Annotated in this window: 22 protein-coding genes; 3 read left to right on the top strand and 19 right to left on the bottom strand. The window is 62.9% G+C overall.

Annotation, left to right across the window (positions count from 1 at the left end):
- Positions 1–3: 3 nt before the first annotated feature.
- The 17 genes from hypB to NBH21_RS21860 form a co-directional block, all read right to left on the bottom strand.
- Complete coding sequence (hypB, locus tag NBH21_RS21940; protein ID WP_250915076.1) at positions 4–939, bottom strand: hydrogenase nickel incorporation protein HypB; 936 nt, start codon at positions 937–939, stop codon at positions 4–6.
- Positions 939–1,280: a hydrogenase maturation nickel metallochaperone HypA gene (gene hypA / locus NBH21_RS21935; protein WP_250915075.1), complete on the bottom strand. Its 342-nt coding sequence runs from the start codon at positions 1,278–1,280 to the stop codon at positions 939–941. The genes hypB and hypA overlap by 1 nt, the downstream gene beginning before the upstream one ends.
- Positions 1,273–2,385 carry a nickel-dependent hydrogenase large subunit gene (locus tag NBH21_RS21930; RefSeq protein ID WP_250915074.1) on the bottom strand — a complete coding sequence of 371 codons (1,113 nt, stop codon included), beginning with the start codon at positions 2,383–2,385 and terminating at the stop codon, positions 1,273–1,275. The genes hypA and NBH21_RS21930 overlap by 8 nt, the downstream gene beginning before the upstream one ends.
- Entirely contained in the window at positions 2,382–2,903 is a 522-nt protein-coding gene (gene hybE / locus NBH21_RS21925; protein ID WP_250915073.1) for a [NiFe]-hydrogenase assembly chaperone HybE, read from the bottom strand. Before hybE ends, NBH21_RS21930 begins: the two co-directional genes overlap by 4 nt.
- On the bottom strand, positions 2,893–3,108 hold the full coding sequence (locus NBH21_RS21920; protein ID WP_250915072.1) for a rubredoxin: 216 nt from the start codon (positions 3,106–3,108) through the stop codon (positions 2,893–2,895). Before NBH21_RS21920 ends, hybE begins: the two co-directional genes overlap by 11 nt.
- Entirely contained in the window at positions 3,105–3,953 is an 849-nt protein-coding gene (locus NBH21_RS21915; RefSeq protein WP_250915071.1) for a hydrogenase expression/formation protein, read from the bottom strand. Before NBH21_RS21915 ends, NBH21_RS21920 begins: the two co-directional genes overlap by 4 nt.
- Positions 3,950–4,399, bottom strand: coding sequence for a thioredoxin domain-containing protein (locus NBH21_RS21910; RefSeq protein WP_250915070.1), 450 nt, complete (start codon positions 4,397–4,399; stop codon positions 3,950–3,952). Before NBH21_RS21910 ends, NBH21_RS21915 begins: the two co-directional genes overlap by 4 nt.
- Positions 4,400–4,569: 170 nt before the next feature.
- Positions 4,570–4,866 (bottom strand): HypC/HybG/HupF family hydrogenase formation chaperone, encoded by a 297-nt coding sequence (locus tag NBH21_RS21905; RefSeq protein WP_250915069.1) that lies wholly within the window; start codon positions 4,864–4,866, stop codon positions 4,570–4,572.
- A 96-nt stretch (positions 4,867–4,962) separates the two neighbouring features.
- On the bottom strand, positions 4,963–5,538 hold the full coding sequence (gene hupE, locus NBH21_RS21900) for a nickel permease HupE (protein ID WP_250915068.1): 576 nt from the start codon (positions 5,536–5,538) through the stop codon (positions 4,963–4,965).
- 10 nt (positions 5,539–5,548) lie between these two features.
- Positions 5,549–6,148 (bottom strand): HyaD/HybD family hydrogenase maturation endopeptidase, encoded by a 600-nt coding sequence (locus tag NBH21_RS21895; RefSeq protein WP_250915067.1) that lies wholly within the window; start codon positions 6,146–6,148, stop codon positions 5,549–5,551.
- Between the two features lies 1 nt (position 6,149).
- Entirely contained in the window at positions 6,150–6,869 is a 720-nt protein-coding gene (gene cybH, locus NBH21_RS21890; RefSeq protein ID WP_250915066.1) for a Ni/Fe-hydrogenase, b-type cytochrome subunit, read from the bottom strand.
- Positions 6,870–6,881: 12 nt separating this feature from the next.
- Positions 6,882–8,672 (bottom strand): nickel-dependent hydrogenase large subunit, encoded by a 1,791-nt coding sequence (locus NBH21_RS21885; protein WP_250915065.1) that lies wholly within the window; start codon positions 8,670–8,672, stop codon positions 6,882–6,884.
- Between the two features lie 27 nt (positions 8,673–8,699).
- Complete coding sequence (locus NBH21_RS21880; protein ID WP_250915064.1) at positions 8,700–9,782, bottom strand: hydrogenase small subunit; 1,083 nt, start codon at positions 9,780–9,782, stop codon at positions 8,700–8,702.
- Positions 9,783–10,030: 248 nt separating this feature from the next.
- Entirely contained in the window at positions 10,031–11,473 is a 1,443-nt protein-coding gene (locus tag NBH21_RS21875) for a nickel-dependent hydrogenase large subunit (protein ID WP_250915063.1), read from the bottom strand.
- Positions 11,470–12,483, bottom strand: coding sequence for an NADH-quinone oxidoreductase subunit B family protein (locus NBH21_RS21870; RefSeq protein ID WP_280924246.1), 1,014 nt, complete (start codon positions 12,481–12,483; stop codon positions 11,470–11,472). The genes NBH21_RS21875 and NBH21_RS21870 overlap by 4 nt, the downstream gene beginning before the upstream one ends.
- Positions 12,484–12,641: 158 nt before the next feature.
- Positions 12,642–13,637, bottom strand: coding sequence for an MDR family oxidoreductase (locus tag NBH21_RS21865; RefSeq protein WP_250915061.1), 996 nt, complete (start codon positions 13,635–13,637; stop codon positions 12,642–12,644).
- A gap of 44 nt (positions 13,638–13,681) precedes the next feature.
- Complete coding sequence (locus NBH21_RS21860) at positions 13,682–14,443, bottom strand: FadR/GntR family transcriptional regulator (protein WP_250915060.1); 762 nt, start codon at positions 14,441–14,443, stop codon at positions 13,682–13,684.
- A gap of 132 nt (positions 14,444–14,575) precedes the next feature.
- On the opposite strand from NBH21_RS21860, the gene NBH21_RS21855 reads away from it, so the two are divergent.
- The 3 genes from NBH21_RS21855 to NBH21_RS21845 are packed head-to-tail and all read left to right on the top strand — an operon-like array spanning position 14,576 to position 20,557.
- Positions 14,576–16,051: an FAD-binding oxidoreductase gene (locus NBH21_RS21855; protein WP_250915059.1), complete on the top strand. Its 1,476-nt coding sequence runs from the start codon at positions 14,576–14,578 to the stop codon at positions 16,049–16,051.
- Entirely contained in the window at positions 16,048–19,536 is a 3,489-nt protein-coding gene (locus tag NBH21_RS21850; protein WP_250915058.1) for an indolepyruvate ferredoxin oxidoreductase family protein, read from the top strand. Before NBH21_RS21855 ends, NBH21_RS21850 begins: the two co-directional genes overlap by 4 nt.
- Positions 19,537–19,579: 43 nt before the next feature.
- Positions 19,580–20,557: a nucleoside hydrolase gene (locus NBH21_RS21845; RefSeq protein WP_250915489.1), complete on the top strand. Its 978-nt coding sequence runs from the start codon at positions 19,580–19,582 to the stop codon at positions 20,555–20,557.
- 86 nt (positions 20,558–20,643) lie between these two features.
- Here NBH21_RS21845 and NBH21_RS21840 read toward each other — a convergent pair whose 3' ends face one another.
- Positions 20,644–21,468, bottom strand: a complete 825-nt coding sequence (locus NBH21_RS21840; protein WP_113339971.1) for an enoyl-CoA hydratase/isomerase family protein — start codon at positions 21,466–21,468, stop codon at positions 20,644–20,646.
- Positions 21,469–21,492: 24 nt separating this feature from the next.
- Positions 21,493–22,434, bottom strand: coding sequence for a pseudouridine-5'-phosphate glycosidase (locus tag NBH21_RS21835; protein WP_250915057.1), 942 nt, complete (start codon positions 22,432–22,434; stop codon positions 21,493–21,495).

Raw genomic sequence — 22,434 nt, 5'->3', positions numbered from 1 at the left:
GGCTCAAGCCACCTTCGCCCGGGTGGAGCGGCGAGCGGCCGAGGTTTCGAGCCAGGCGTAGAAGGCTTCCATGCCCTCGCCGGTGCGAGCCGAAACGGTCAACGTCTGCAGGCGCGGATTGACGCGCAGCGCGTTGGCGATGCAGAGCCCGACATTGAAATCCAGATGCGGCAGCAGATCGGACTTGTTGAGGATCATCAGGTCGGCGGCGGCAAACATGTCGGGATATTTGAGCGGCTTGTCCTCGCCCTCGGTCACCGAGAGAACCACCACTTTGTGAGCCTCGCCGAGATCAAAGGCCGAGGGACAGACCAGATTGCCGACATTCTCGATGAACAGTGCCGAACCCGGTTCCGGCGCAAGATCCTCGGTCGCATGACCGACCATGTGGGCATCGAGATGACAGCCCTTGCCGGTGTTGATCTGGATCGCGCGGGCGCCCGTCTCGCGGATGCGCGCCGCATCGTTCGAGGTCTGCTGATCGCCCTCGATCACGTTGATGACGAGACGACCCTTAAGGTCGCTGATGGTGCGCACCAGCAGGCTGGTCTTGCCTGAACCGGGACTGGAGACGAAATTCAGCGCGAAAATGCCCTGACGCTCGAAATGACGACGGTTTTCGGCGGCATAGCCATCGTTCTTGGACAGGATATCCCGCTCAACCTGGATAATGCGTTCCTGGCTCATGCCCGGAACATGAACCCCGGCAATGCCTTGCCCGTAATGAACGCTGCCATCCTCGGCGTGATGATGATCATGCTCGCCCCCATCGTGATGATGGTGCTCATCGTGGCCGTGGTCATGGTCGTGATGACCGTGGTGATGGTGCCCATGGTCATGGTCGTGATCGTGGGCATGGTGGTGCTCATGCCCTTGAGCATCCGAACCGTGCTTGTGTCCCTCGATGGTCGAAGTTCCGCAGCCACAAACCGTACACATCAGATAACCTCCAGATCCCTTATCTTCAATTCATCGCCCGACGTCATCTGGACGCGGTGCCTGCCGCAGTCCGGGCATGCCCCGAACCGCTCCTGTAAAGCGACCGTCTTGCCGCAGTCGAGGCACCAGCCCTCCCCGGGAATACGGTTGATCTCCAGCGTCGCATCTCCGGCAATCGTGCCGTGGCGTACGGCCTCATGACAGAACAGCAGGGCGCTCGGATCGACATGGCTGAGCACGCCGACATCGAGGCGAATGGACTTCACCCGCGCCGCGCCATGCTCGCGCGCGGTCTCGCAGGCGATATCGATCACGCTTTCCATCAATGACATCTCATGCATGGCTGACCTCCCGAACGCCGACCTCGAAGGCCACGCAAGGATCGAACAGGACGGCGAGCCGCGAGACAAGCCTTATCGCCTCTTCGCCCTTGCCGATGCGCGATGAAAGCACCGTATCGACAAAGGGGCCGGCCGGGTGAAAATTCCATTCGGTCGGAGCAAGAATACGGTAGGCCGAGAGACGCCCGTCGCTGCCGATTTCCGCCTGATGATAGAGCCGCCCGCGAGCGCATTCCACCGCACCATAGCCTCCCGAACCGGGCGTCGGACCGCCGCAGGCAAGCGAGGCCCAGTCATGGCTGCCTGTTCTCACCAGCCGTTCGAGTTCTTCGAGACAGAGGCGGACGTCGCCGATGCGGGCCAGAAAACGGTCTGCAAGGTGAGAGCCGCTGGATTTTGCCGTGGCTCGGGGGCGAGCATAGGCTCCGGTCTCTGCGACGCGGTCGTAAAGATAGGGCAATCCGGCATATTCAGGCTCTTCGCACAGCCGGGCGATGACCTCGACATCATCCGTGGAACCCAACGGATCGGGACGCCGGCCAGCAAAAGTGCTGTCATCGGCGATCTTCGCAAAGATCGCCGCGCAGGCCGTCTCCGGCTGCGGCTTCGATCCGGTCTCGGGAATGCCGAGAGCGCCAGCGGCAGATGTCAGCCGGGCAACGGCTGCCACCAGGTTTTCCCGGTCGAGCCTCGGTCCATTGACCTCGGAAATGATCACTTGCGAGGCGGCGAGCGCATCGCGCAGATATTTGCCAACCGCAGCGGAAACCTGCTCCGACAACGGATCGGGCCAATGCAGGATCAACGCCCGGACGGATTCGAAGATACGCTCGGCCAGCAATCCCGCTCCGGCGCGAAGCCGTGCCTCGGGACCCATCGGCAGGTCAGCTGCATTGAGCACGGCGAGCCGTGCGGCAACCGATTGCGAGAAGCCGCAGAGGGAAAAGACCTGCCCGGCCAGCATCGGCGCCTCGTCCGGCCGGCGGCCGACGAACATGCGCGTGATCCCCTGAGGGCGCTTCGCCTTGACCGCCACGGAACAGGCGAGCGCGCGGGACACCGTCACGTCGATCGTAATGCCACCTGCTCCGAGAAGGAACGTCATTCCGCCGGCTCCTCACGCTTGCCAAAATTTCCCCGCAGCAGGTCGCGCCGGTTGACCGGCGCAGGTGGCGGTTCGAGCGTTGCAGGATTGAAGAAGGCGCGAACGGCTTCTTCCGCCGTTTCCACCGCCGCCTCCATCGAGGCGAATTCGAAAACCGGCGAGAACAACGAACAGGAATCGATCCTGCCGATCCCCTCGAGTTCGCCGGCGATGAAATCGACCTCCCCCGCGGGAAGGCCGATCCGTACGGTCATGCCCATGCCTGCGGGTGCGGACGGAGTGCCGCCCAGCAAGTCGCTGGCGATCAGGTTCATGAACCAGGGCGTCGTGACGATGCCGAAGGCTCGCCCGCCATAAATCCTGAAACCGGTTGCCGCCACGCCGAGCGCCGGATTGCAGATCGGCACATCGGCCATGGCCGTGGCGTGGATGTGCCGGTAGCACGTCTCCAGCCTCTGGCCTAGCTCCTGTGCCGGATCGCCACCGGCCAGCCCATCTGCAGCCGTTTCAGCCTGCATCGCCAAGCCTCATGAACTTCAACTGCAGCGCGTCGCAGTTTGGACAGCGCCAGTCCTCAGGAAGCGCCGAGAACGGCGTACCCGGCTCGATCTGCCACACGGGATCGCCTTCCGCGGGATCGTAGACATGCCAGCAGATGCCGCATTCCATGCGATCCCCGTCGGAGATGATCTCCCGCCTGTCGAAATTCTCGAACGCGCTCATTTGAAATAGGCCTCCTCGATATCGCGCAGGCGAGCCTCGGAATCGAGAAAATCCTCTTCCGCCGCAATCGCGACGGCGGGGATGTCACAGATCTCCAGCGTATCGAGGATGATCGTATCCATGGCGTTGTAGAACTGCACCGACCAGACATTGCGGATGCCGGTGGCCACGATGCGGCACGAACCATAACCACGCGAGGTGAGCTGCACCGGTCCAGCACCCAGCGTCTCCTGCAGGAAGTTCATGTCCTCCGGGCTCATAGGGAACAGCGAGAAGGTGATGATATGGGCAGGATCGCCATCCCGATAACGACCGGTCCGGTCGCCGATCTCGGTCAGCACGGGCATAACGTTCATCGTGCCGTCAGGAGCCGGACCATGGTCGATCGATGCCGGCAGCGCCGAACAGGCCTGCCTGACGGCAGCCGGAATGCTTGCGACCTCGATATAGTCGGCAACCAGCCGTCCCTCGGCATCGGTGAAACGGATGCGCCAAACACCGGCCATCACCGCTTCCTGCATCTGCGCAGTGATACCCGACGGCAGCACGGCGACGCCCGCCACCTCGCCTTCGCCGAGCGTCTGGGTGATCAGTTCCTTGTCATCCTCCGGATAATCGGTGATGTCGAACAGCCGGCCCGGACGGTCAGCCTTCTGGACAGCAAGGGCATCGGCGAGCTCCGGCAGGAGCTCCGCCGTCCGCCGACATCGACGGATCATCTCCTCTGCAGTGCTCGTCGCCAGGAAATTCAGCTTTCTTGCGCGAAGCGGTGGCTCGGCGCCGATTTCCATCACCGTCATCGGAGCGTCATCGCCGTCGGGCGAAACCCAGAAACCTGCCTTCATCGTACGATCTCCTTGCCGGCATGCGTGATTTCGACCTTAGGCCCGCCGGAGGGAACAATGACGGGCGCATCGGGCGACAGCCATGCGCTGATCTTTTCAACATATTCGGACCAGTCGCGGATCTTGCCGAGCACGCCGACGGGCTGGTCGCGACGGGTCACGACGAGGCTCGGCATGACCATGACGCTGAAGCGCGTTTTGAGCTTGTCTTCCGCGCTCCGCTTCACCACCGCACCGCGAAGGCGGCCGCGAAAGGCCTGCAGGATTTCCGGAAGCACGACGGCCACGTCATCGGCCTCGGGCCGCTGCGCGGGATCACCGGTGAAGAACAGCACAGTGTTCTCCGCCTCGCCTTCAGTCGGGGCAAGGAAGGCGTCGATATTCGTTTCGTCGACGACGGGCAGTTGCGCTCTTTCACTGAGAGCGCGAACCAGATGGGATGGCATCATTTCCTCCACAAGATTGCCGTGCAAAACATTCTCAAGAACTGATCAGCAAGCGGCGTGCCAGACTGGGCAAAGATGGATTCCATTGTTCCGGAAGGGAAATTTTCAGACCGACCGATTATTTTCGACGACCAAATGGAAAGTAAATTTCCATAGTGAGAACTATCTTTTCACTCCGTGCGCAGATGCGCCGGGAGTTCCGGCTCGCGGGATACGAGATCGGCAAACAGCATTTCGAAGTCACGGCCTTCGACAGCCTCGGCCAGACCGGTGAGCGCATTGTCGATGGCCTGCGCTTCCTCAGGATCGAGAACGCGCATCGCGGTGCCGAGATGGGTGAGCAGGTAGGTTCCGGGTTCCTGGGGGCCGACCAACATCAGCGAGATCGGGGATATCGTACCGTGGCGCTCGCATTGCGCGACAAACTCGCCGCCCGCGACCACTCGCATGGGAATGCCTATGCACATGGCATCCGTTCTCCATCATTCGTATTGCAAAGAACGGGGGCCGAGGCGACCTGCGCCTCCCGGCCCCCGGAAGATATCGATCCGGGACCTTCCGGTTCAGCCGGCGATCAGCGCCGCACCGGTAAGGGCGACCGCCGCACCGGCGATACGACCGACAATCTGCCCCGCCTTGCCGAAGCGCAGCGATGCGAGCCCGATGCCGATCAGGTGCAGGACGACGGTCGCCGCCATGAAGCCAGCAACATAGCCGCCGGCATGCGCCATCTCAGGCAATTCGGAACCGTGAGCATGGCCATGGAAGAGAGCGCAGATGCCGACGATGACTGCGGCAGCAGCAGTCGGGACCTTGACTTCGAAAGCGACCAGCAGACCGAGCACGGCAACCGTCAGCGCAATGCCCGTTTCGACCATCGGCAGCGGAACGCCGTAAATGCCCATGAGGCCACCAAGCGCCATCACCGAGACGAAGGCCGCCGGCACGATCCAGCGGGCGCGCCCGCCGAGCGTCGAGGCCCAGAAGCCGACGACAACCATGGCCAGGATATGATCGAGGCCCCTGAAGGGATGGCCGATACCGGCCATGGCCCCGTCCGTATGAAGCCCGACATGCGCATTGGCGACGCCCGGCAGCGCCAGGACTGCAAGCGTCAGCGCCAGTTTGCGATAGTTCATGATAGTCTCCTCAAGGGTTGAGGGCAGCCGCTTCCGTGCGCCGCTCGTAGCTTTCAAAATCGATGTCGTTTTCCAGAAGCGGCGGAACCGCCGCGCCCTGTGGTCGCCGTGTGACCGTGACGCCCCAGTTTCGCAGGATGCCCACCGCCGCCTCGACGGCCGCCGGAATGACGGCCTTGACCGGCGGGGTCAGCGGACCGCCCCAGTCTTCAAGATCCAGCGGCTGGCAGCCGATCAGGGTCAGGCGTTCCGGGTAATGGCCCATGAGGTCGGCAGCGCTCAGCACTTCCTGAAAGCCCGTCTGGTGAAGGCTCATCTTCTTGGCGCCGGTGAATTTCGGCACCTCGTCGTCTTCCACCACCTTCATCGTGCCCGGCTCAAGGCCGTAATCGATGGCATCGAAGACGATCAGGCGATCGTGTTCGTTGACGAACTGCACGAGGTAAAGCCCCTGCGTGCCGCCGTCGAGGATGGTTACGTTGTCAGGCACTTCGTAGACCTTGTGAAAGGCCTCCACCGCCCGCACCCCGAAGCCTTCGTCGGCCCAGAGTATATTGCCGATGCCGAGCACGAGGATGCGCGGGGAACCGGTATCCGGCTGTACAGCCATCTCAGTCCTCCCGGTCCTTGAACAATCGCTCGCCCGAGATCATCGAGGAGATGATGCTCTGGCGACTCATGATGTCCTCGCGAACGGCCACGTAGATATGCACCATGACGAACAGCAGGATCACCCACATGCCGAAGTGATGATAGGTGTGGACGTCCTGGCTGTTGGGCCAGATCGAGAAGACCCAGCCGAACAGCGCATACTGCCAGCTGTCGCGCCCGGTGCCTTCGCTGTAGAGCGCGAAGCCCGTGACGACCATGAAGACCAGCGGCAGCATGAAGGCGAGGAACATCGAGAACTGCGCCAGCGGATTGTGGCCGATGTATTTCTTCGGCTCCGACGCGAGGAAAGAGTACCACTTCACCTCGTGCAACCATTCCCTCCAGTACTGCGCGCTCCAGAACGGTACGAAGAAGATCTGCCGGGCATGCGGATTGCCGACAAAGGCCCAGTAGACGCGCAGCAGCAGGAAGACCGTCAGGATCTGGCCGGCGGCGAAATGCGTGAACCGGATATAACCCATCAGATAGTTGGCGCTGGCCTCCCCCGGCATGGAAGGGAGAGGCGTTCCGATGAAATATCCGGTGAGCGCCAGCGTGAAGATCGCGAAGGCGTTCACCCAATGCCAGATACGGACCGGCACCTCGTAGACGTAGACGGTCTCGACCTGCGCAGTGGCTTCCCCATGGGAATCAGCCGCCAATGACTTGTTCGTGTTCATGGCGACCCCTCCTCACCGGACCTGAACCTTGGACATTTCCTGACCGTCCGGGCTCATCACATGCGTCGAGCAGGCAAGGCACGGATCGAAGGAATGCAGCGTACGCAGGATCTCGAGCGGCTGCTCGGGATTGGCCATCGGCGTATCGAGCAGCGAAGCCTCAAAAGCGCCGATATTGCCGTCCAGATCGCGTGGGCTGCCGTTCCAGGTGGTCGGGACCACACACTGGTAGTTCTCGATCTTGCCGTCTTTGATCTTGATCCAGTGGGCAAGCGCGCCGCGCGGAGCCTCGGTGAAACCGACGCCCTTGACCTCCTTCGGCCATGTCTCCGGCTTCCACTTGTCGACGAAGGCCGTGTTGCTGTCGCCGGCCTTGATATTGGCGATCAGCTTGTTCTGGAAGTGGCGCATCTGGTAGCCGGCCCACTGGGATTCCAGTGCACGGGCAGCAGTTCGGCCAAGGGTCGAGAACAATGCCGAGACCGGCAGGTCGAGATCCTTGAGGAGCTTTTCGACAGGGTCCTTGAACTCGGCCTTGTTCTGGGCATAGCCGATGATCCAGCGCGCCAGAGGACCGACTTCCATGGCATGGCCGCGCCAGCGCGGAGCCTTGATCCAGGAATACTTGCCGCTCTCGTCGAGCTCCTGGATGTTGGTCTTCGTGCCTTTGGCATTGGGGCCGAGTTCGTAATGCGGCTCGGTGACACCGTCCCACGGATGCAGACCCTTGGTCTCGTCCGGATATTTGTACCAGGAGTGCGCGACAAATTCCTGGATCTGCTCGGGGTCGGCGTGGTCGATCGGCAGGACCTCGGCGAGATTGCCGTTGATGATCGCGCCGCGCGGCAGCTTCAGGCTCGCCTCGGAATAGTCGTTGGCATGCTCCGGCACGTCGCCGTACGACATCACGTTCTTGCTGGAGAGACCGCCGCCATAAAGCCAGTCCTTGTAGAACGAGCCGATGGCGATGACGTCGGGCACATAGACCTTGTCGTTGAACTCGATCAGTTGGTCGATGATCGAGGTGACGTGATTGAGGCGTTCCATGTTGATCGCGCCGACGGCACCGGTACCGTCGATGTTGATCGGGCACGGAACGCCGCCGACCAGCCAGTTCGGATGCGGGTTCTTGCCGCCGAAGATGGTGTGGATCTTGACGATTTCCTTCTGGAAATCGAGCGCTTCCAGATAGTGCGCCACGGCCATCAGATTGGCTTCGGGCGGCAGCTTGTAGGAGGCATTGCCCCAGTAGCCGTTCTTGAACGGGCCGAGCTGGCCGGATTCGACGAACTTCTTCAAGCGGGTCTGGATGTCCTTGAAATAGCCCGGCGACGAGAGCGGCCAGTCGGATACCGATTGCGCCAGCGCCGAGGTCGCCTTCGGATCGGCGGAAATCGCCGAAACGACATCCACCCAGTCGAGCGCGTGCAGGTGGTAGAAATGCACCACATGGTCATGCACCTGCAGCGCAAGCTGCATCAGGTTGCGGATCGAGTTGGCATTTTCCGGAATGGTGATGCCAAGCGCATTCTCGACGGAGCGCACCGAGGTCAGCGCATGCGTGCCGGTGCAGACGCCGCAGATCCGTTCTGTGAAGGCCCATGCGTCGCGCGGGTCGCGATTGCGCAGGATCACCTCGATGCCGCGCCACATCGTGCCGGTCGAGACCGCGTTGCGGATGATATTGTCCTGGTCGACATTGACCTCGACGCGCATGTGACCCTCGATACGGGTAACGGGGTCGACGACGATGCGTTTGCCGGAATTGTCCAGCGAAAAACCGTTTGGAGTCTGGATTGTCATGGTGCTGTTTCCTGCCCGGATTGGTTCTTATGCGTCGGCTTTTTCGCGCTTGGCGGTAACGCGCTTGACGGCGGTCAGTGCCGCATGCGCGGCGATCGCCCCGCCCACGACGCCGGCTGCTGTCATGCCGATCTTGTCGGCATTCGCTTCGATGCCGAACTGCTGGATATTGGTCAGGCGGTCATAGAAGCTGCCCTGATCCCAGAAATTGTCTTCCGAGCAGCCGATGCAGCCATGGCCCGACTGGATCGGGAAGGAGACACCGCCGTTCCAGCGAACGGTGGAGCAGGCGTTGTAGGTCGTCGGACCCTTGCAGCCCATCTTGTAGAGGCAGTAGCCCTTGCGTGCGCCTTCGTCGTCCCATTCCTCGACGAACTGGCCGGCGTCGAAATGCGGACGGCGGTAGCACTTGTCGTGAATACGCTGGGAATAAAACATCTTCGGACGACCCTGACGGTCGAGTTCCGGCAGCTTTCCGAAGGTGGTGATGTAGGTGACGACGCCCGTCATGACCTCGGCGATGGGGGGACAGCCGGGAACCTTGATGATCGGCTTGTCGCGGATGACCTTGTCGATCGGGGTGGCCTGGGTCGGGTTCGGCTTGGCGGCCTGCACGCAGCCCCAGGAAGCGCAGGCGCCCCAGGCGATAACGGCGAAGGCATCTTCGGCCATCCACTTCAGCTTTTCGACGAAGGGCCGGCCGCCGTCGATACAGAACATCCCGTCCTCGTTGAGCGGCGGATTGCCTTCAACGGCGAGGATATACTTGCCCTTGTATTTTTCCTTGGTCTCTTCGAGGATCGCCTCGGCCTGATGACCGGCTGCCGCCATGATCGTGTCGTCATAGTCGAGCGAGATCATCGACAGGATGACGTCCTTGACCAGCGGATGGGCCGAGCGGATGAAGCTCTCCGAACAGCAGGTGCATTCCAGCCCGTGCATCCAGATGACCGGAACGCGTTCCTTGGTTTCCAGCGCCTCGGCCATGGCGGTTGCAGCTCCCGGACCGAAGCCCAGGCTCGCGGCCGTCAGGCTGCAGAATTTGGTGAAGCTGCGCCGGGTGATCCCCTGGCGGCGAATGACGTCATAGAAAGTTTCAGCAGTTGCCATAAGTATCCCTCCGGCAGTTCCATTCCGTGGCCGCGCCGTTCGAACTCATCGCGGCTGCGTCAAAGCAACGCACAGCAAGAAGCGGACCACTTTGGATGCACCCGAGATTTTTCTGGATATGAGATTGATATAACTGCGTTATTTTATGAAAAAGAGTCGCAGGAAATATCCGCTGCCGCAGACAACATGAAAAGCAGCATTACACCGCTGCAAGCCGTGTTGTCGGCTTCATGACCGCCTGACCGTCGTCAATGGGCAGTGCAGACCATGCAGGGATCGAAGGAACGGATAACATGCTGCAATGCGGCCGACTTTGCGCCGAAACAGCCGGTATCGAGACCGGCAAGCGCACTTTCGAGCGGCCCCGGAACACCCGCGGCATCGCGCGGCGAAAAGTTCCAGGTGGTGGGAGCGATGATCTGGTAGCGCTCGATCCGGTCTGAACGCACAGCCATCCAGTGGCCGAGCGCACCACGGGCGGCCTCCACCAGACCGACGCCGCTCGCCTCTTCCGGCAGGGCGAAATGGCTGCAGAATTCGTCCTTCAGCCGAAGCTGGCGGAGCCATCCCTGCATGCTGTAGACGAGCAGCGCCGTCTCGATCAGTCGCGCGACGACGCGCGTTCTGACGGAAGTGCCTCCATCACGGGCGATCAGCGCCTGAACCAGCGGATGCCCTGCCACCGCAAGCCGTGCGGCAGCGCCGGTTTCCACCGGAAAGCCATCCAGCCGTGGAGCCTTGGCCCAGGAATAGGCTCCTTCCTTCTCCGCAACGGGAATGGTTTCGGCGTCCCATGGGCGGTCGCCCGTCCGCACGAACCAGGAGTGGGCGACATCCTCGGAGATGCCCTCGATATCGAGCGGCGAGATCGTACCGTCCGCCCGCATGACACCCGCCGGCAGCAGCGAGCTTTCCGCCGTGTGGTAGGCGCCGTAGGACAGGAGCTTGCCCGGCCCCTTGCCAAGCCGCGAAAGCGTCAGATCGTCGGCCAGCCTCAGGAAGAAGCGGAAGTCGCCGCCGGGTTCCTGCGCATAGGCCTCAAGCTCCTCCGGCGTCTCCATGGCAAGCATCTGCTCCAGCGGCGCGCCATAAAGCGTCTGCGCGAGGAAAACCTCGAACTCGCCCAGAAGGGTCGCCAGCTGCACCCGCTCCCCGACGTCGATCGCACGCGTCGTGCCGCCGGGCTGGATGGCGAGCGAATGCGGCCACTTGCCAGCAATCACCCCCATGACTTCCAACAGCCGCTTGCGCATGGGCAAGAACTGCGCCGAACCGCCGCCGCTGACCGCCTTGAAGCGTTCGACGGCATGCCCGAACCAGCCTCTGGCGGCATATTCGTCGCGGGCGAAATCGGGCATGAAGAACAGGTAGAAGTGGGTAAGATGATCGGCGATGTTTTCCGCCGCATGCGCGAGATTGGTCGCCAGATAACCATTCGTAGCTGCCCTGCCGCCGGCGAGATTGCGCAGTGCCGTGGCCGCAGCAACCGACTGCGACACCGAACAGATGCCGCAGATGCGCGGCGCAATCACCAGCGCGTCCAGCCCCGGACGACCACTCAGCATCTGCTCGAAGCCGCGATAAAGCGTTGTGGTGACCTCGGCCTTCTCGATCACGCCGTCCTTGATGTCTAGCGCAACCTCGAGATCGCCCTCGATACGATTGAAGGGACCGGCAACAACGCGGCTCATTCGCCTGATTTCCCGTTGCGCTTGGGATCGAGGATAACGCGGTCGGAGGTTGCGTTTTCACGCACGCGATCCGGCGTTGCCGATTTCGACAGCGCGGCCAGCGCCACGAACCATGCCTTCGGCATGTCGAGCGGCAGCCCGACCGGAATACCGCCCACCTTCGGCGTCTCGAGAAAACCGGTCGTGCCCTCGAAACCGGGCGAGGTGCAGGCGATGCAGGAAAAGCCGCCATGGGTGCAGGAACCGCCGCCATTCCAGCCGCGCTGGTTGCAATCGCCGACCGCCTGCGTCGCCTTGCAGCCGAGATGTTCCATCAGACAGCCGAGATCTGACAGCTTCTCGGCGCTCGCCTTGAACTCGTAATATTCGTTGCGCTCGCAGCCGTGATGGGCCAGCGTCTTGGCATAGAACTTCGGCCGCCCCAGACTGTCGAGGTCGCGTTCGTCGAAGTCGCCCATCTGCAGGCCGACGATGGTTTCCATGATCCAGCCCGGATGCGGCGCGCAGCCGGCGATATTGATCACCGGCAGGCCGGCAAGCGAACGATAGTCGCCGCCGAGCGCACCGCCGGAAAGAGACCCTTCATATTGCAGCCCGCAGGCCTCCGTCGGGTCGGGCGCCGAAGCATGAATGCCCCCGTAGGACGCACAGGTGCCGACCGCCAGACAGTACTGGGCGTGTGGCGCAAGCCGGGTCACCCATTCCAGCATTGTACGTCCCGTCCCTGCCAGCCGGTTGAACAACCCGCTGCCATTGGGTCCACGCAGGATCGATCCTTCGATACACAGGAAATCGAGCGGTGTTCGGCCCTCGGCCACGGCCTCGAGGATCTCGATGGCCTCGACACCGCTCTCTTCGCTCAAGGAAGGATGCCACAGCAGTTCGATGCCGAATGACTTGAGTTCACGAGCCCAGCCCTGCGCGCCATTGTCCAGCACAGACATCGTGCATCCGCCGCAACTGCCGGCTTGCAGCCACAGCAGCGTCATCGGTCGCTTGTCTTTTGTCATTCCGGCAAACATGATGGCGGAATGTCGCATCCCGGCACGAAGCGGTCAACCGGCGTTCGAGACGCCGGCTCGCGCATTCCGGGGCTGCCGGATTTCGATCCGGCAATCCATTTGCTTTCCCACGAAAACCAAGCTCGACCGGAAAGCAGACACCTCGCTTAGCGGGAGACGTCGATGACGACACGGCCGCGAATCTGGCCGGCGACGATGGCGTCGGCGAGTTCGGGAAGCTTCGACATCGGTTCGACAGTGGTGAGCGCCGAGAGATGCTTGATGTCGAGCGATTCCGAAAGGGTCTGCCAGGCCCGCACGCGCTTCGCCATGGGCGCCATGACGGAATCGACGCCCAGCAGGGCAACACCGCGCAGGATATGCGGCAGAACCGTCGCCGGAAGATCCGCACCGCCGGCAAGTCCGCAAGCCGCAACGCCGCCGCCATAGACCGTCTGTGCCAGAACATTGGCGAGCGTGGTCGAGCCGACGCTATCCACCGCGCCGCTCCAGCGCTCTTTCTGCAGCGGCCCACCCTTCTCGGAAAGGCTCGCACGGTCGATGAAGGCTGAAGCACCGAGCGAGGCGAGGTAGTCATGGGTTTCGGGACGTCCGGTCGAAGCGGTCACCTTGTAACCCCGCGCCGCCAGAAGGCTGATCGCGACCGAACCGACGCCACCTGCAGCGCCGGTGACGAGCACTTCGCCCTCACCCGGCTTGATGCTGCCCCAATCCTCGAGCACGTTGACACAGAGCGCCGCCGTATAACCGGCGGTTCCGATAGCCATCGCCTGTTCGAACGAAAATGTCTCCGGCAGACGCATCAGCCATTCAGGCTTCAGGCGCTGGAAGCGCGAGTAGCCGCCCCACTCCGTTTCGGAAAGACCGAAACCGTTGACCACGACCTTGTCGCCGGCCTTCCACAGCGGCGACCGGGATTCGACGACCGTACCCGCGAGATCGATGCCAGCCACCAGTGGCATACGACGCGCAATGCGGCCCTTGCCGGAGACGGCAAGGCCGTCCTTGTAGTTGAGCGTCGAAAACGCGATTTCGACCAGCACGTCATTGTCAGGCAGATCGGACAGGGAAAGCTCACGGAATTCCGGCTTCGGCTTTCCATCCACGGCATCGATGACGATCGCGGTAAAGGTTTCGGTCATGGTTGGGTGATGCTCCTGGCCTTGGATGATGATGGTGTTTGAATTCACGCGGGAGCGTGGCCGGCGGAAGCCGCACGGCTCTCACGCGCAGAAACGGCGGTCGCATAGGACTGGCTGACATAGTCGAGAAGAGCGCCAAGCGCCGCAATCGCGCGGTCGGCGTCCCTCAGACGGACGGCGTCGAGAATTTCCCGGTGGAAGGCCGCAACCTGACGGCGCTCGCGCACCCGGAAGACGATCATGTTGGTGATCGGAATAAAGGACTCGATGACGGTGTACATCATCAGTTTCAGCGGCCCATTGCCGGTCGAATCCACAAGCGCGCGATGGAAGCGCACGTCGGACGCACAGAAATCCTCGTCGCTGATCGTTTCGTCTTCCTGAACCCGGATCTCGTCTTCCATCAGGGCAAGGTGCTCGTCGCTGCGGTTCTCGACAGCCAGCCGGCAGCAGATCGTCTCGGTTTCGCGACGCGCCACCACGATCTCGTCGATATCGAAAGCGCCAATGCCAACCAGAAGCGTCGCCGCACCGGTGATCGCCTTGGAAAGCCCCTCGGGGTCGGGTCGTTTGACGAAATTTCCGCCGGTCGGGCCGCGCTTGGAATGAATGAGGTTTTGGGCGGCAAGTCGCTTCAACGCCTCGCGCACCGTCGGGCGGGAGATGCCGAAGCTGCGCGCAAGCTCTTCCTCGCTCGGTAGACGCTCGTCGATCTTCAGCCGTCCGTCCATGATCGCCGACCGGATATTGTCGGACACCTGCTTGGCAATGCCCGTTCGCACGACCTCGTCATATTTCAGGATCATTGCCCATCTCCCCTTGATTTTTGCGAGCATGCCATGATTGCCGAGGGAACACCATAGCTTTTTAAATATAGGTTTGACAAATATGGGAACCTGTATAACGATGCCCCTAACCATTCAGGGGAACAACAAAAAATGAATAGCGGGACGGGCTCAAACCCGGCCGTTGGCGACGTGCGCCCGGCGACCAGCGATGCCAAGGAGGCGAGGCTCTCGGCGTTGATCGGAGCGCTTTCCGCACGCCTCGACCAAGGCGCGTTGCTGATGGGCGACGATGTCGGTGACGCCTATCTCGGCGACGCCACGGATGCACGCGGCCCTCGCCCGGCTCTCGTATTGAGACCGCGTGATACCGCGGACGTTTCCCTCATTCTCTCCACCTGCAATGATCTCGGCCAGCCCTTGGTGATCCAGGGCGGCAGAACCGGCCTTTCCGGCGGCGCACGCCCATGCGAGGGCGAGGTGTCGCTTTCGCTGGAGCGCATGACGCGTCTTGAGAGCGTGGACCTGCGGGCCGGAACGGTCGTCGTGGAAGCCGGCGTCACCATGCAATCGGTTCAGGAGGCGGCAGAAGAGGCCGGTTTCCTGTTCGGCGTCGATATCGGCGCCCGGGGCTCCTGCACAGTGGGCGGCAACATCGCCACCAATGCCGGCGGCATTCGCGTCCTGCGCTATGGCATGTACCGCGCCCAGGTCCTCGGGCTTGAAACGGTGCTGCCCGATGGCTCGGTGCTCTCCTCACTCAAGGGACTGCCAAAGGACAATTCCGGCTACGACCTCAACCAGTGCTTCATCGGCTCCGAGGGCACGCTCGGCGTCGTCACCAAAGCCTGCCTGCGCCTGCATCCGCTGCCGCCGCTGCAGGTCAACGCGCTCTGCGCTCTGCCGTCGCTTGCCGCCGCCCAGGCGCTGCTTGCACGTCTTCGCCAGGAGCTCGGCCCGCTGCTCTCCGCCTTCGAGGTGATTTTTCCCGAGGTTTATGCGGGGGTGGCCGCCGGCGGTTTCGCCACACCGCCGCTTCCCGTCGGCGCCGGCCTCTATGCCCTCGTCGAGATTCAGGGGCAGGACGAAAGCGAGAACCACGAACGTTTCGCCGCAACGCTCATGAGCGCGGTCGAGGCCGGTCTCGTGGATGACGTGGTCGTGTCGCAATCACCGAGGGATTATCGTGGCCTCTGGGCGCTTCGCGAGGCATGCAGCGCCTTCATCTTCAGCATGGACCGCATGGTCGGCTTCGACGTCAGCATTCCGCTCGCCCGCATGCAGGATTTCCTGACCGATGCGGCCGTCCGCCTGCTTGCGATAGACGGCTCCGCCCGCCCCTATGTCTTCGGCCATCTTGGTGACGGAAACCTGCACTACATGGTCAGGACGGATCGCTACGAGGATATAGCCGATGCCGTCTTCGCCGTCGTTGCCGAAACGGGTGGAGCCATTTCCGCCGAACACGGTATCGGTCTCGAAAAGAAGAAATGGCTGCCGCTGGTGCGCAGCGCCTCCGAGATTGCCGCCATGCGCCGCATGAAACGCGCATTCGACCCCAATCTCATCCTCAATCCGGGTCGCGTCTTCGACATGGAGACCGAAGCCGCTGGAAAGGCCGCAAGATGAACCTTCCCGTCGCTCCGTCGCGCATTGCCGCCAGCCACCAGATCAACGAGAGCATCGACCTCGACGACCGCTACCGGCTGGAGGAAGGCCGCATCCTCGTCTCCGGCACCCAGGCCCTCGTCCGCCTGCCGATGATCCAGCGAGAACGCGACCTCGCCGCCGGCCTCAATACGGCGGGCTACGTCTCGGGCTACCGCGGCTCTCCCCTTGCCGGCTTCGACCGGGAAATGGTCAAGGCGCGCAAATATCTCGAAAAGGCGCATATCAAGTTCCAGCCGGGCCTGAACGAGGACATGGCTGCCACCGCCGTCTGGGGCACGCAGCAGACCGGCATATTCAAGGGCAACCGCTACGACGGCGTCTTCTCCATGTGGTACGGCAAAGGCCCTGGCGTCGACCGCAGCATGGACGTCATCCGTCACGCCAATGCCGCCGGCACCAGCCAGCATGGCGGTGTGCTGCTTCTCGTCGGCGACGATCATGGCGCGGCCTCCTCCACCCTGCCCCATCAGAGCGAACACAACCTGATCTCCGCCATGGTGCCACTGCTTTCACCGGCGGGCATTGCCGAATATATCGACTACGGCCTCTACGGCTGGGCCATGAGCCGCTATTCCGGCGCATGGATCGGCTACAAATGCCAGACGGAAATCGTCGAATGCACGGCGACGGTAGAGATCGGCCCCGGCCGTCCCTCGATCATCCTTCCCACGGACGGACCCGCGCCGGGCGAGCTGTCGCTGCGCTGGCCCGATGGCCCGCACGCGATGGAGCTGCGGCTTGAGCGCAAGATCGAGGCCGTGAAGGCCTTTGCGCGCGCCAATAATCTCGACCGCCGTTCTGGCACTCCATCGCGCGGCCGGCTCGGCATCATCTCGACCGGTAAGTCCTGGCTCGACCTGCTCGGCGCGGTCGCTGCATTGGGGCTGAGCGAAGGCGATCTGGAACGGCTCGGCATCGGCCTCTACAAGATCGGCCTGACATGGCCGCTGGAGCCGGAAGGCATCTCCCGCTTCGCGCTGGATTTCGACGAGATTTTCGTCGTCGAGGAAAAGCGCCCGGTGATCGAGGAACAGTTGAAGGCCCTGCTCTTCAATCTGCCCGCCGACCGGCGTCCGCGCGTCTTCGGCAAGACCGGTGACGCCGGCGAACGGCTGCTGCCGTCGATCGGGGAAATCTCGATGGTCGCGGTCGCCCGCGTTCTGGTCCAGCGCCTCGGCGGCAAGGAAGGCCCGCTCGGTCCGGCAGCACTGCGGCTCGAGGAAATCACCGGCGCCGTGGCAGACGACACCCCTGCCCTCAAGCGAGAACCCTATTTCTGTTCGGGCTGTCCGCACTCCATCTCGACGCGCATCCCCGATGGCAGCCGCGCCACGACCGGCATCGGCTGTCACATGATGATCATCGGCGTCGAGGATCGTAACACATCGACCTTCACCCAGATGGGCGGCGAAGGCGGTGCGTGGATCGGCCTTTCGCCCTTCACCGACGAGAAGCACATCTTCGTCAACATGGGCGACGGCACCTATTTCCATTCCGGCCTTCTCGCCATCCGGGCGGCCATCGCTGCCAAGGTCAATGCCACTTACAAGATCCTGTTCAACGACGCGGTCGCCATGACCGGCGGCCAGCGTCACGACGGCGAACTCAGCGTCCCCGCCGTCGTCGACCAGATGCTCGCCGAGGGTGCGCGTCGGGTCGTGGTCGTGGCAGAAAATCCCGATGCCTGGATCGGCCGCCTGCCGCGTGAAGTCTCCATTCATCCGCGCGACGAACTGGATGCCGTGCAGCGCGACCTGCGCGAAACCGAGGGCGTGACCGCACTGATCTACGATCAGGTCTGCGCCGCAGAAAAACGCCGCCGCCGCAAGCGCGGCGCATTCCCGGTATCCGACAAGCGCGCCTTCATCAACGAACTCGTCTGCGAAGGCTGCGGTGACTGTTCCGCCGTCTCCAACTGCATTTCGATCGAGCCGAAGGAAACCGAATTGGGACGCAAGCGGCGGATCAACCAGTCGAGTTGCAACACCGACCTTTCCTGCATCAAGGGCTTCTGTCCGAGCTTCGTCACGGTCGAGGGCGGCAAGATCCGCAAGCCTGCGGGCCGCGCGGCAAGCATCGACGCCTCAAACCTGCCGCTGCCGGTGATCGAGGCCGACCTCAACCAGCCCTACAACATGCTGCTCGCCGGCATCGGCGGCACCGGTGTCATCACGGTCAGCGCCATCCTGTCGATGGCAGCCCATATCGACGGCCTCGCTGTGCTGACGCTCGACCAGACCGGACTTGCGCAGAAGAACGGCGCCGTCGTCTCTCACCTTCGCATTGCCGCCAATCCCGAGGCGCTGAACACCGTACGCATCGGCCCCGGCGAAAGCGATGTCGTGCTGGGCTTCGACGTTGTGGTATCAGCCGGGCGCACCGCGCTTCCGACCTTCGTCAAGGGCCGCACCCGGGCCGTCATCGACGATCATTTCGCCCCGACCGCAGCCTTCGTGCAGAACACCGCAATCGACCTTCGTCAGGAAGCCACGCTGCGCGCGCTGAAGAAGGCGGCCGGCGAGGACGCTCTCGCGCTGGTTCCGGCGACGACCGCCGGAACCGCGCTACTCGGCGATGCCATCGCCGCCAACATGCTGCTGCTCGGCAACGCCTGGCAGCGCGGGCTGATCCCGATCAGCCTCGACGCCATCCAGCGCGCCATCGAACTTAACGGCACCGGCGTCGTAATGAACCGCGCCGCCTTCGACTGGGGCCGTCGCCTCGCCGTCGAGCCCGATGCTGTTGCCAAGGCCGCAGGCCTCTCGCAGGAAGTGCCCGAGGCGGAAACCCTCGACATGCTGATTGACAAGCGCGTCGCCTTCCTGACCGACTATCAGGATGCGGCTTATGCCCGGCGCTACCGTACACTGGTGGAACGGGCGCGCACCGCCGAAGCAGCCATCGGCGGCAAGGGCGAATTCGCTGAGACCGTCGCCCGCAACGCGTTCAAGCTCATGGCCTACAAGGACGAATACGAGGTAGCCCGCCTGCATCGCGATCCATCCTTCGCCAAAGCGATTTCCGAACAGTTCGAGGGCGATTTCCGCATCCGCCATCATCTGGCGCCGCCGCTTCTGTCGCGCCGCATCGACGCGCGCACCGGCCGGCCGGCAAAGATCGCGCTCGGCGCATGGATCAGCCCCGTCTTCGGCATCCTCGCAAAGCTGAAGGGCCTGCGCGGCACCCGTTTCGATCCCTTCGGACGGACGGAGGAGCGTCGGATGGAACGCCGCATGATCGAAGACTATGCGGCGCTTATCGAGGAACTCTCCGCAAACCTTTCCCGAGCCGGCCTGAACGCCGCCGTCGAGATTGCCGGCCTGCCGGACATGGTGCGCGGGTTCGGACCGGTCAAACTTGAGAGCGCCGGTCGATACGAAACGCGCAAGAGCGAACTGGTCGGACGCTGGCGCAACGAAGCGCCGCTTTCCCGGACGGCATGAACAGGAGGCGTCGAGGATGAAACTGGTACCGAAGGACAAGCCCATGGCTGAGAAAATCATCATCGACACCGATCCGGGTCAGGACGACGCCTTTGCCATTCTACTGGCGCTTGCCAGCCCCGAAGTCGAACTGCTGGGCATCACCACCGTCGCCGGCAATGTTCCACTCAACCTCACTCATCGCAATGCGCGGCAGGTGCTCGAACTCGCGGGACGCTCCGAAGTCCCCGTCTTCGCCGGCTGCGCAAGGCCGATGGCCGTGCCGCTGGTCACCGCCGAACATGTGCACGGCGCGACCGGACTTGACGGCGCCGAACTGCCGGAACCCGTCATGCCGCTGCAGGATCGCCATGCCGTCGAATTCATCATCGACACGCTGATGAAGGAGCCCGAAGGTTCAGTGACGCTCTGCCCGCTCGGTCCGCTGACCAATATCGGGACAGCGCTGACCAAGGCCCCGGAAATCGCCTCGCGCATCCGTCGCATCGTGCTGATGGGTGGAGGCCTGTTCGAAGGCGGCAACATCACACCTGCCGCGGAATTCAACATCTTCGTCGATCCACAGGCAGCAGCAATCGTCTTCGCCTCCGGCGTCCCGATCGTCATGATGCCGCTGGACGTCACCCACAAGGTGCGCACGACGCGCGAACGGGTAGAACACATCCGCGCGCTGGAAGGTGAATTCGGCGCGGTGGCTGCCGGCTGGCTCGACTATTTCGAGCGTTTCGACGAGGAGAAATACGGAACCGACGGCGGCCCGCTGCACGATCCGAATGTGATCGCCTACCTGATCCGGCCGGACATCTACGGCGGCCGCCACTGCAACGTCGAGATCGAAACCGAATCCGAATTGACCAAGGGCATGACCGTGGTCGACTGGTGGAAAGTCAGCGGCCGCCCGGCCAACGCGCTCTTCATTCGCGACGTCGACGACGCGGCATTCTTCTCGCTTCTCACGGAGCGTCTTGCGGTGCTGGCGTCTGCGACATCCATTGCACCGCGCCAGCGGGTCGGCGCATGAACCGAAGGAAAGAGGGAGCGGTGCCGAAAGCTACCGGACACCGCCCCAAAGACCGGCCTTCGGGGGATGAGAAGGCCGGGGGAAGCTCAGTCGTCAAGCCCCTTGAACGGCGCGTCACGCACCTCGAGATATTCCTTCAGGGACATCCTGCCGAGATTGGCCATCCACTCCTGGCCCTTGCGGCTGACGTGAAGTGCGGCGATCGCATGCACGTTATAGTCCATCGAGGTCATCAGGCCGGCGGCGATCTGTTGGTTGTTGATCGAAGCCTTGGCGTATTTGATCGCCGGAACCGGCATGCGCGCCAGTTTACGGGCGAGGTTTTCGGTCTTCTGCTTGAGTTCGGCGGCGGGCACGACCTTGTTGACGAGATGCATGCGCAATGCTTCCTCGGCATCCACGACATCGCCGGTATACATCAGCCAGCGAACATCGCGGGTGGCGAGCAGCCAGGGCATGAACAGCGACGGCGGACCGGAATTGTGCCGCACTTCCGGCTCACCGAACTTGGCGGTGTCGGCGGCGATCGCAAGGTCGCAAGCCATCATCAGTTCGAGAGCGCCGGCAAGCGCGTAACCGTTGACGGAAGCGATGACCGGGATCGGCGCCTTCCAGATGTTCAGCAGCGCCTGGGTGTTCTCACCCATATCGGCATGCCAGTCCTCGATATCGACGTCGTAGTCGGCGCCCTGCAGATCATAGCCGGCGGAAAACGCCCGGCCGGCGCCGGTGATGACCAGCGCATTGATATCCGGATCCGCGACGGCCGCAGCCACGGCAGCGTCGATCTCGCGGATCGCCGTCTTGTTCATCGCATTCAGCTTGTCAGGACGGTTGAGGGTAATGGTCGCGAACTTGTCGGTCGCGTCCTTCTCGAAAAGAATGGTCTCGAAAACAGGCATGTCGCTCATGGGGGCGTTCCTTTCGTGAAATCTCTAGCGACCGCTGGCCAACACACTTGGGGCCAACGCTCTGATCGCGACGGCGATCTTCGCGGCAAGCGCGGCATTGTTCATCACCAGCGCGATATTTGCCTTGAGGCTGCGGCCCTCGGACAGTTCGTTGATCCGGGCGAGCAGGAAGGGCGTCACGTCCTTGCGGGTCACGCCGCGCTCCTCGGCTTCTGCCAAAGCATCGGCAATCGTCGCATTGATGAAGGCTGGGTCGAGTGCCGCCTCTTCCGGAATGGGATTGGCGATGAGCAGACCCGTTCCCGAACCGAGCGCGTGATGGCTGATGATGGCCCTGGCGATCTCCTCGGCGCTGTCGAGGCGATGATCGGCCTTTTCTCCGCTATCGCGAGTGAAGAAGGCGGGGAAGGCATCCGTGCCATAGGCGATGACCGGAACCCGCTGCGTCTCGAGAAACTCGAGCGTCTTCGGGATATCGAGGATCGACTTTACGCCAGCGCAGACGACGGCCGTGCCGGTCCTGCCGAGTTCGGTCAAGTCGGCAGAGATATCGAAGCTCTCCTCGGCGCCGCGATGCACGCCGCCAACGCCGCCGGTCGCAAAAACCGGAATGCCGGCAAGCTCGGCAATGCGCATGGTGGCCGAAACCGTCGTGCCGGCCGTGCCGCCACGCGTCATGACCGAGGCAAGGTCGCGGCCGGAAGCCTTGACCGCGCTCTTGTCAGCGGCAAGCGCGGCAAGCGTGTCGCGATCGAGGCCAGCATGCAGCTTGCCGCCGATCACGGCGATGGTCGCAGGTACCGCGCCGTTCGCCCGGATGGTGTCTTCCACCGCAATCGCGGTCTCCAGATTGGCCGGATAGGGCATGCCATGGGTGATGATGGTCGATTCGAGCGCCACGACGGGCCGGCCATCAGCAAGCGCTGCGGCAACTTCGGCACTCATTTCGGGTTTCAGGAGAGGCAT

The sequence above is a fragment of the Ciceribacter sichuanensis genome, assembly GCF_024055605.1.
Taxonomy (GTDB): domain Bacteria; phylum Pseudomonadota; class Alphaproteobacteria; order Rhizobiales; family Rhizobiaceae; genus Allorhizobium; species Allorhizobium sichuanense.
Note: the sequence above shows the minus strand (reverse complement) of the source record. Positions and strands in the feature narration are given on the sequence as shown.

Excerpts from the sequence above, each read along its gene's own strand:
- NBH21_RS21855 (WP_250915059.1), top strand. The coding sequence starts at position 14,576 with ATGAATAGCGGGACGGGCTCAAACCCGGCCGTTGGCGACGTGCGCCCG.
- NBH21_RS21835 (WP_250915057.1), bottom strand. The coding sequence starts at position 22,434 with ATGCCTCTCCTGAAACCCGAAATGAGTGCCGAAGTTGCCGCAGCGCTT.
- NBH21_RS21860 (WP_250915060.1), bottom strand. The coding sequence starts at position 14,443 with ATGATCCTGAAATATGACGAGGTCGTGCGAACGGGCATTGCCAAGCAG.
- NBH21_RS21885 (WP_250915065.1), bottom strand. The coding sequence starts at position 8,672 with ATGACAATCCAGACTCCAAACGGTTTTTCGCTGGACAATTCCGGCAAA.
- NBH21_RS21870 (WP_280924246.1), bottom strand. The coding sequence starts at position 12,483 with ATGACAAAAGACAAGCGACCGATGACGCTGCTGTGGCTGCAAGCCGGC.
- NBH21_RS21840 (WP_113339971.1), bottom strand. The coding sequence starts at position 21,468 with ATGAGCGACATGCCTGTTTTCGAGACCATTCTTTTCGAGAAGGACGCG.
- hupE (WP_250915068.1), bottom strand. The coding sequence starts at position 5,538 with ATGAACTATCGCAAACTGGCGCTGACGCTTGCAGTCCTGGCGCTGCCG.
- NBH21_RS21905 (WP_250915069.1), bottom strand. The coding sequence starts at position 4,866 with ATGTGCATAGGCATTCCCATGCGAGTGGTCGCGGGCGGCGAGTTTGTC.
- NBH21_RS21915 (WP_250915071.1), bottom strand. The coding sequence starts at position 3,953 with ATGAAGGCAGGTTTCTGGGTTTCGCCCGACGGCGATGACGCTCCGATG.
- cybH (WP_250915066.1), bottom strand. The coding sequence starts at position 6,869 with ATGAACACGAACAAGTCATTGGCGGCTGATTCCCATGGGGAAGCCACT.
- NBH21_RS21865 (WP_250915061.1), bottom strand. The coding sequence starts at position 13,637 with ATGACCGAAACCTTTACCGCGATCGTCATCGATGCCGTGGATGGAAAG.
- hypB (WP_250915076.1), bottom strand. The coding sequence starts at position 939 with ATGTGTACGGTTTGTGGCTGCGGAACTTCGACCATCGAGGGACACAAG.
- NBH21_RS21895 (WP_250915067.1), bottom strand. The coding sequence starts at position 6,148 with ATGGCTGTACAGCCGGATACCGGTTCCCCGCGCATCCTCGTGCTCGGC.
- NBH21_RS21845 (WP_250915489.1), top strand. The coding sequence starts at position 19,580 with ATGGCTGAGAAAATCATCATCGACACCGATCCGGGTCAGGACGACGCC.
- hybE (WP_250915073.1), bottom strand. The coding sequence starts at position 2,903 with ATGCAGGCTGAAACGGCTGCAGATGGGCTGGCCGGTGGCGATCCGGCA.
- NBH21_RS21920 (WP_250915072.1), bottom strand. The coding sequence starts at position 3,108 with ATGAGCGCGTTCGAGAATTTCGACAGGCGGGAGATCATCTCCGACGGG.
- NBH21_RS21850 (WP_250915058.1), top strand. The coding sequence starts at position 16,048 with ATGAACCTTCCCGTCGCTCCGTCGCGCATTGCCGCCAGCCACCAGATC.
- NBH21_RS21910 (WP_250915070.1), bottom strand. The coding sequence starts at position 4,399 with ATGCCATCCCATCTGGTTCGCGCTCTCAGTGAAAGAGCGCAACTGCCC.
- hypA (WP_250915075.1), bottom strand. The coding sequence starts at position 1,280 with ATGCATGAGATGTCATTGATGGAAAGCGTGATCGATATCGCCTGCGAG.
- NBH21_RS21880 (WP_250915064.1), bottom strand. The coding sequence starts at position 9,782 with ATGGCAACTGCTGAAACTTTCTATGACGTCATTCGCCGCCAGGGGATC.
- NBH21_RS21875 (WP_250915063.1), bottom strand. The coding sequence starts at position 11,473 with ATGAGCCGCGTTGTTGCCGGTCCCTTCAATCGTATCGAGGGCGATCTC.
- NBH21_RS21930 (WP_250915074.1), bottom strand. The coding sequence starts at position 2,385 with ATGACGTTCCTTCTCGGAGCAGGTGGCATTACGATCGACGTGACGGTG.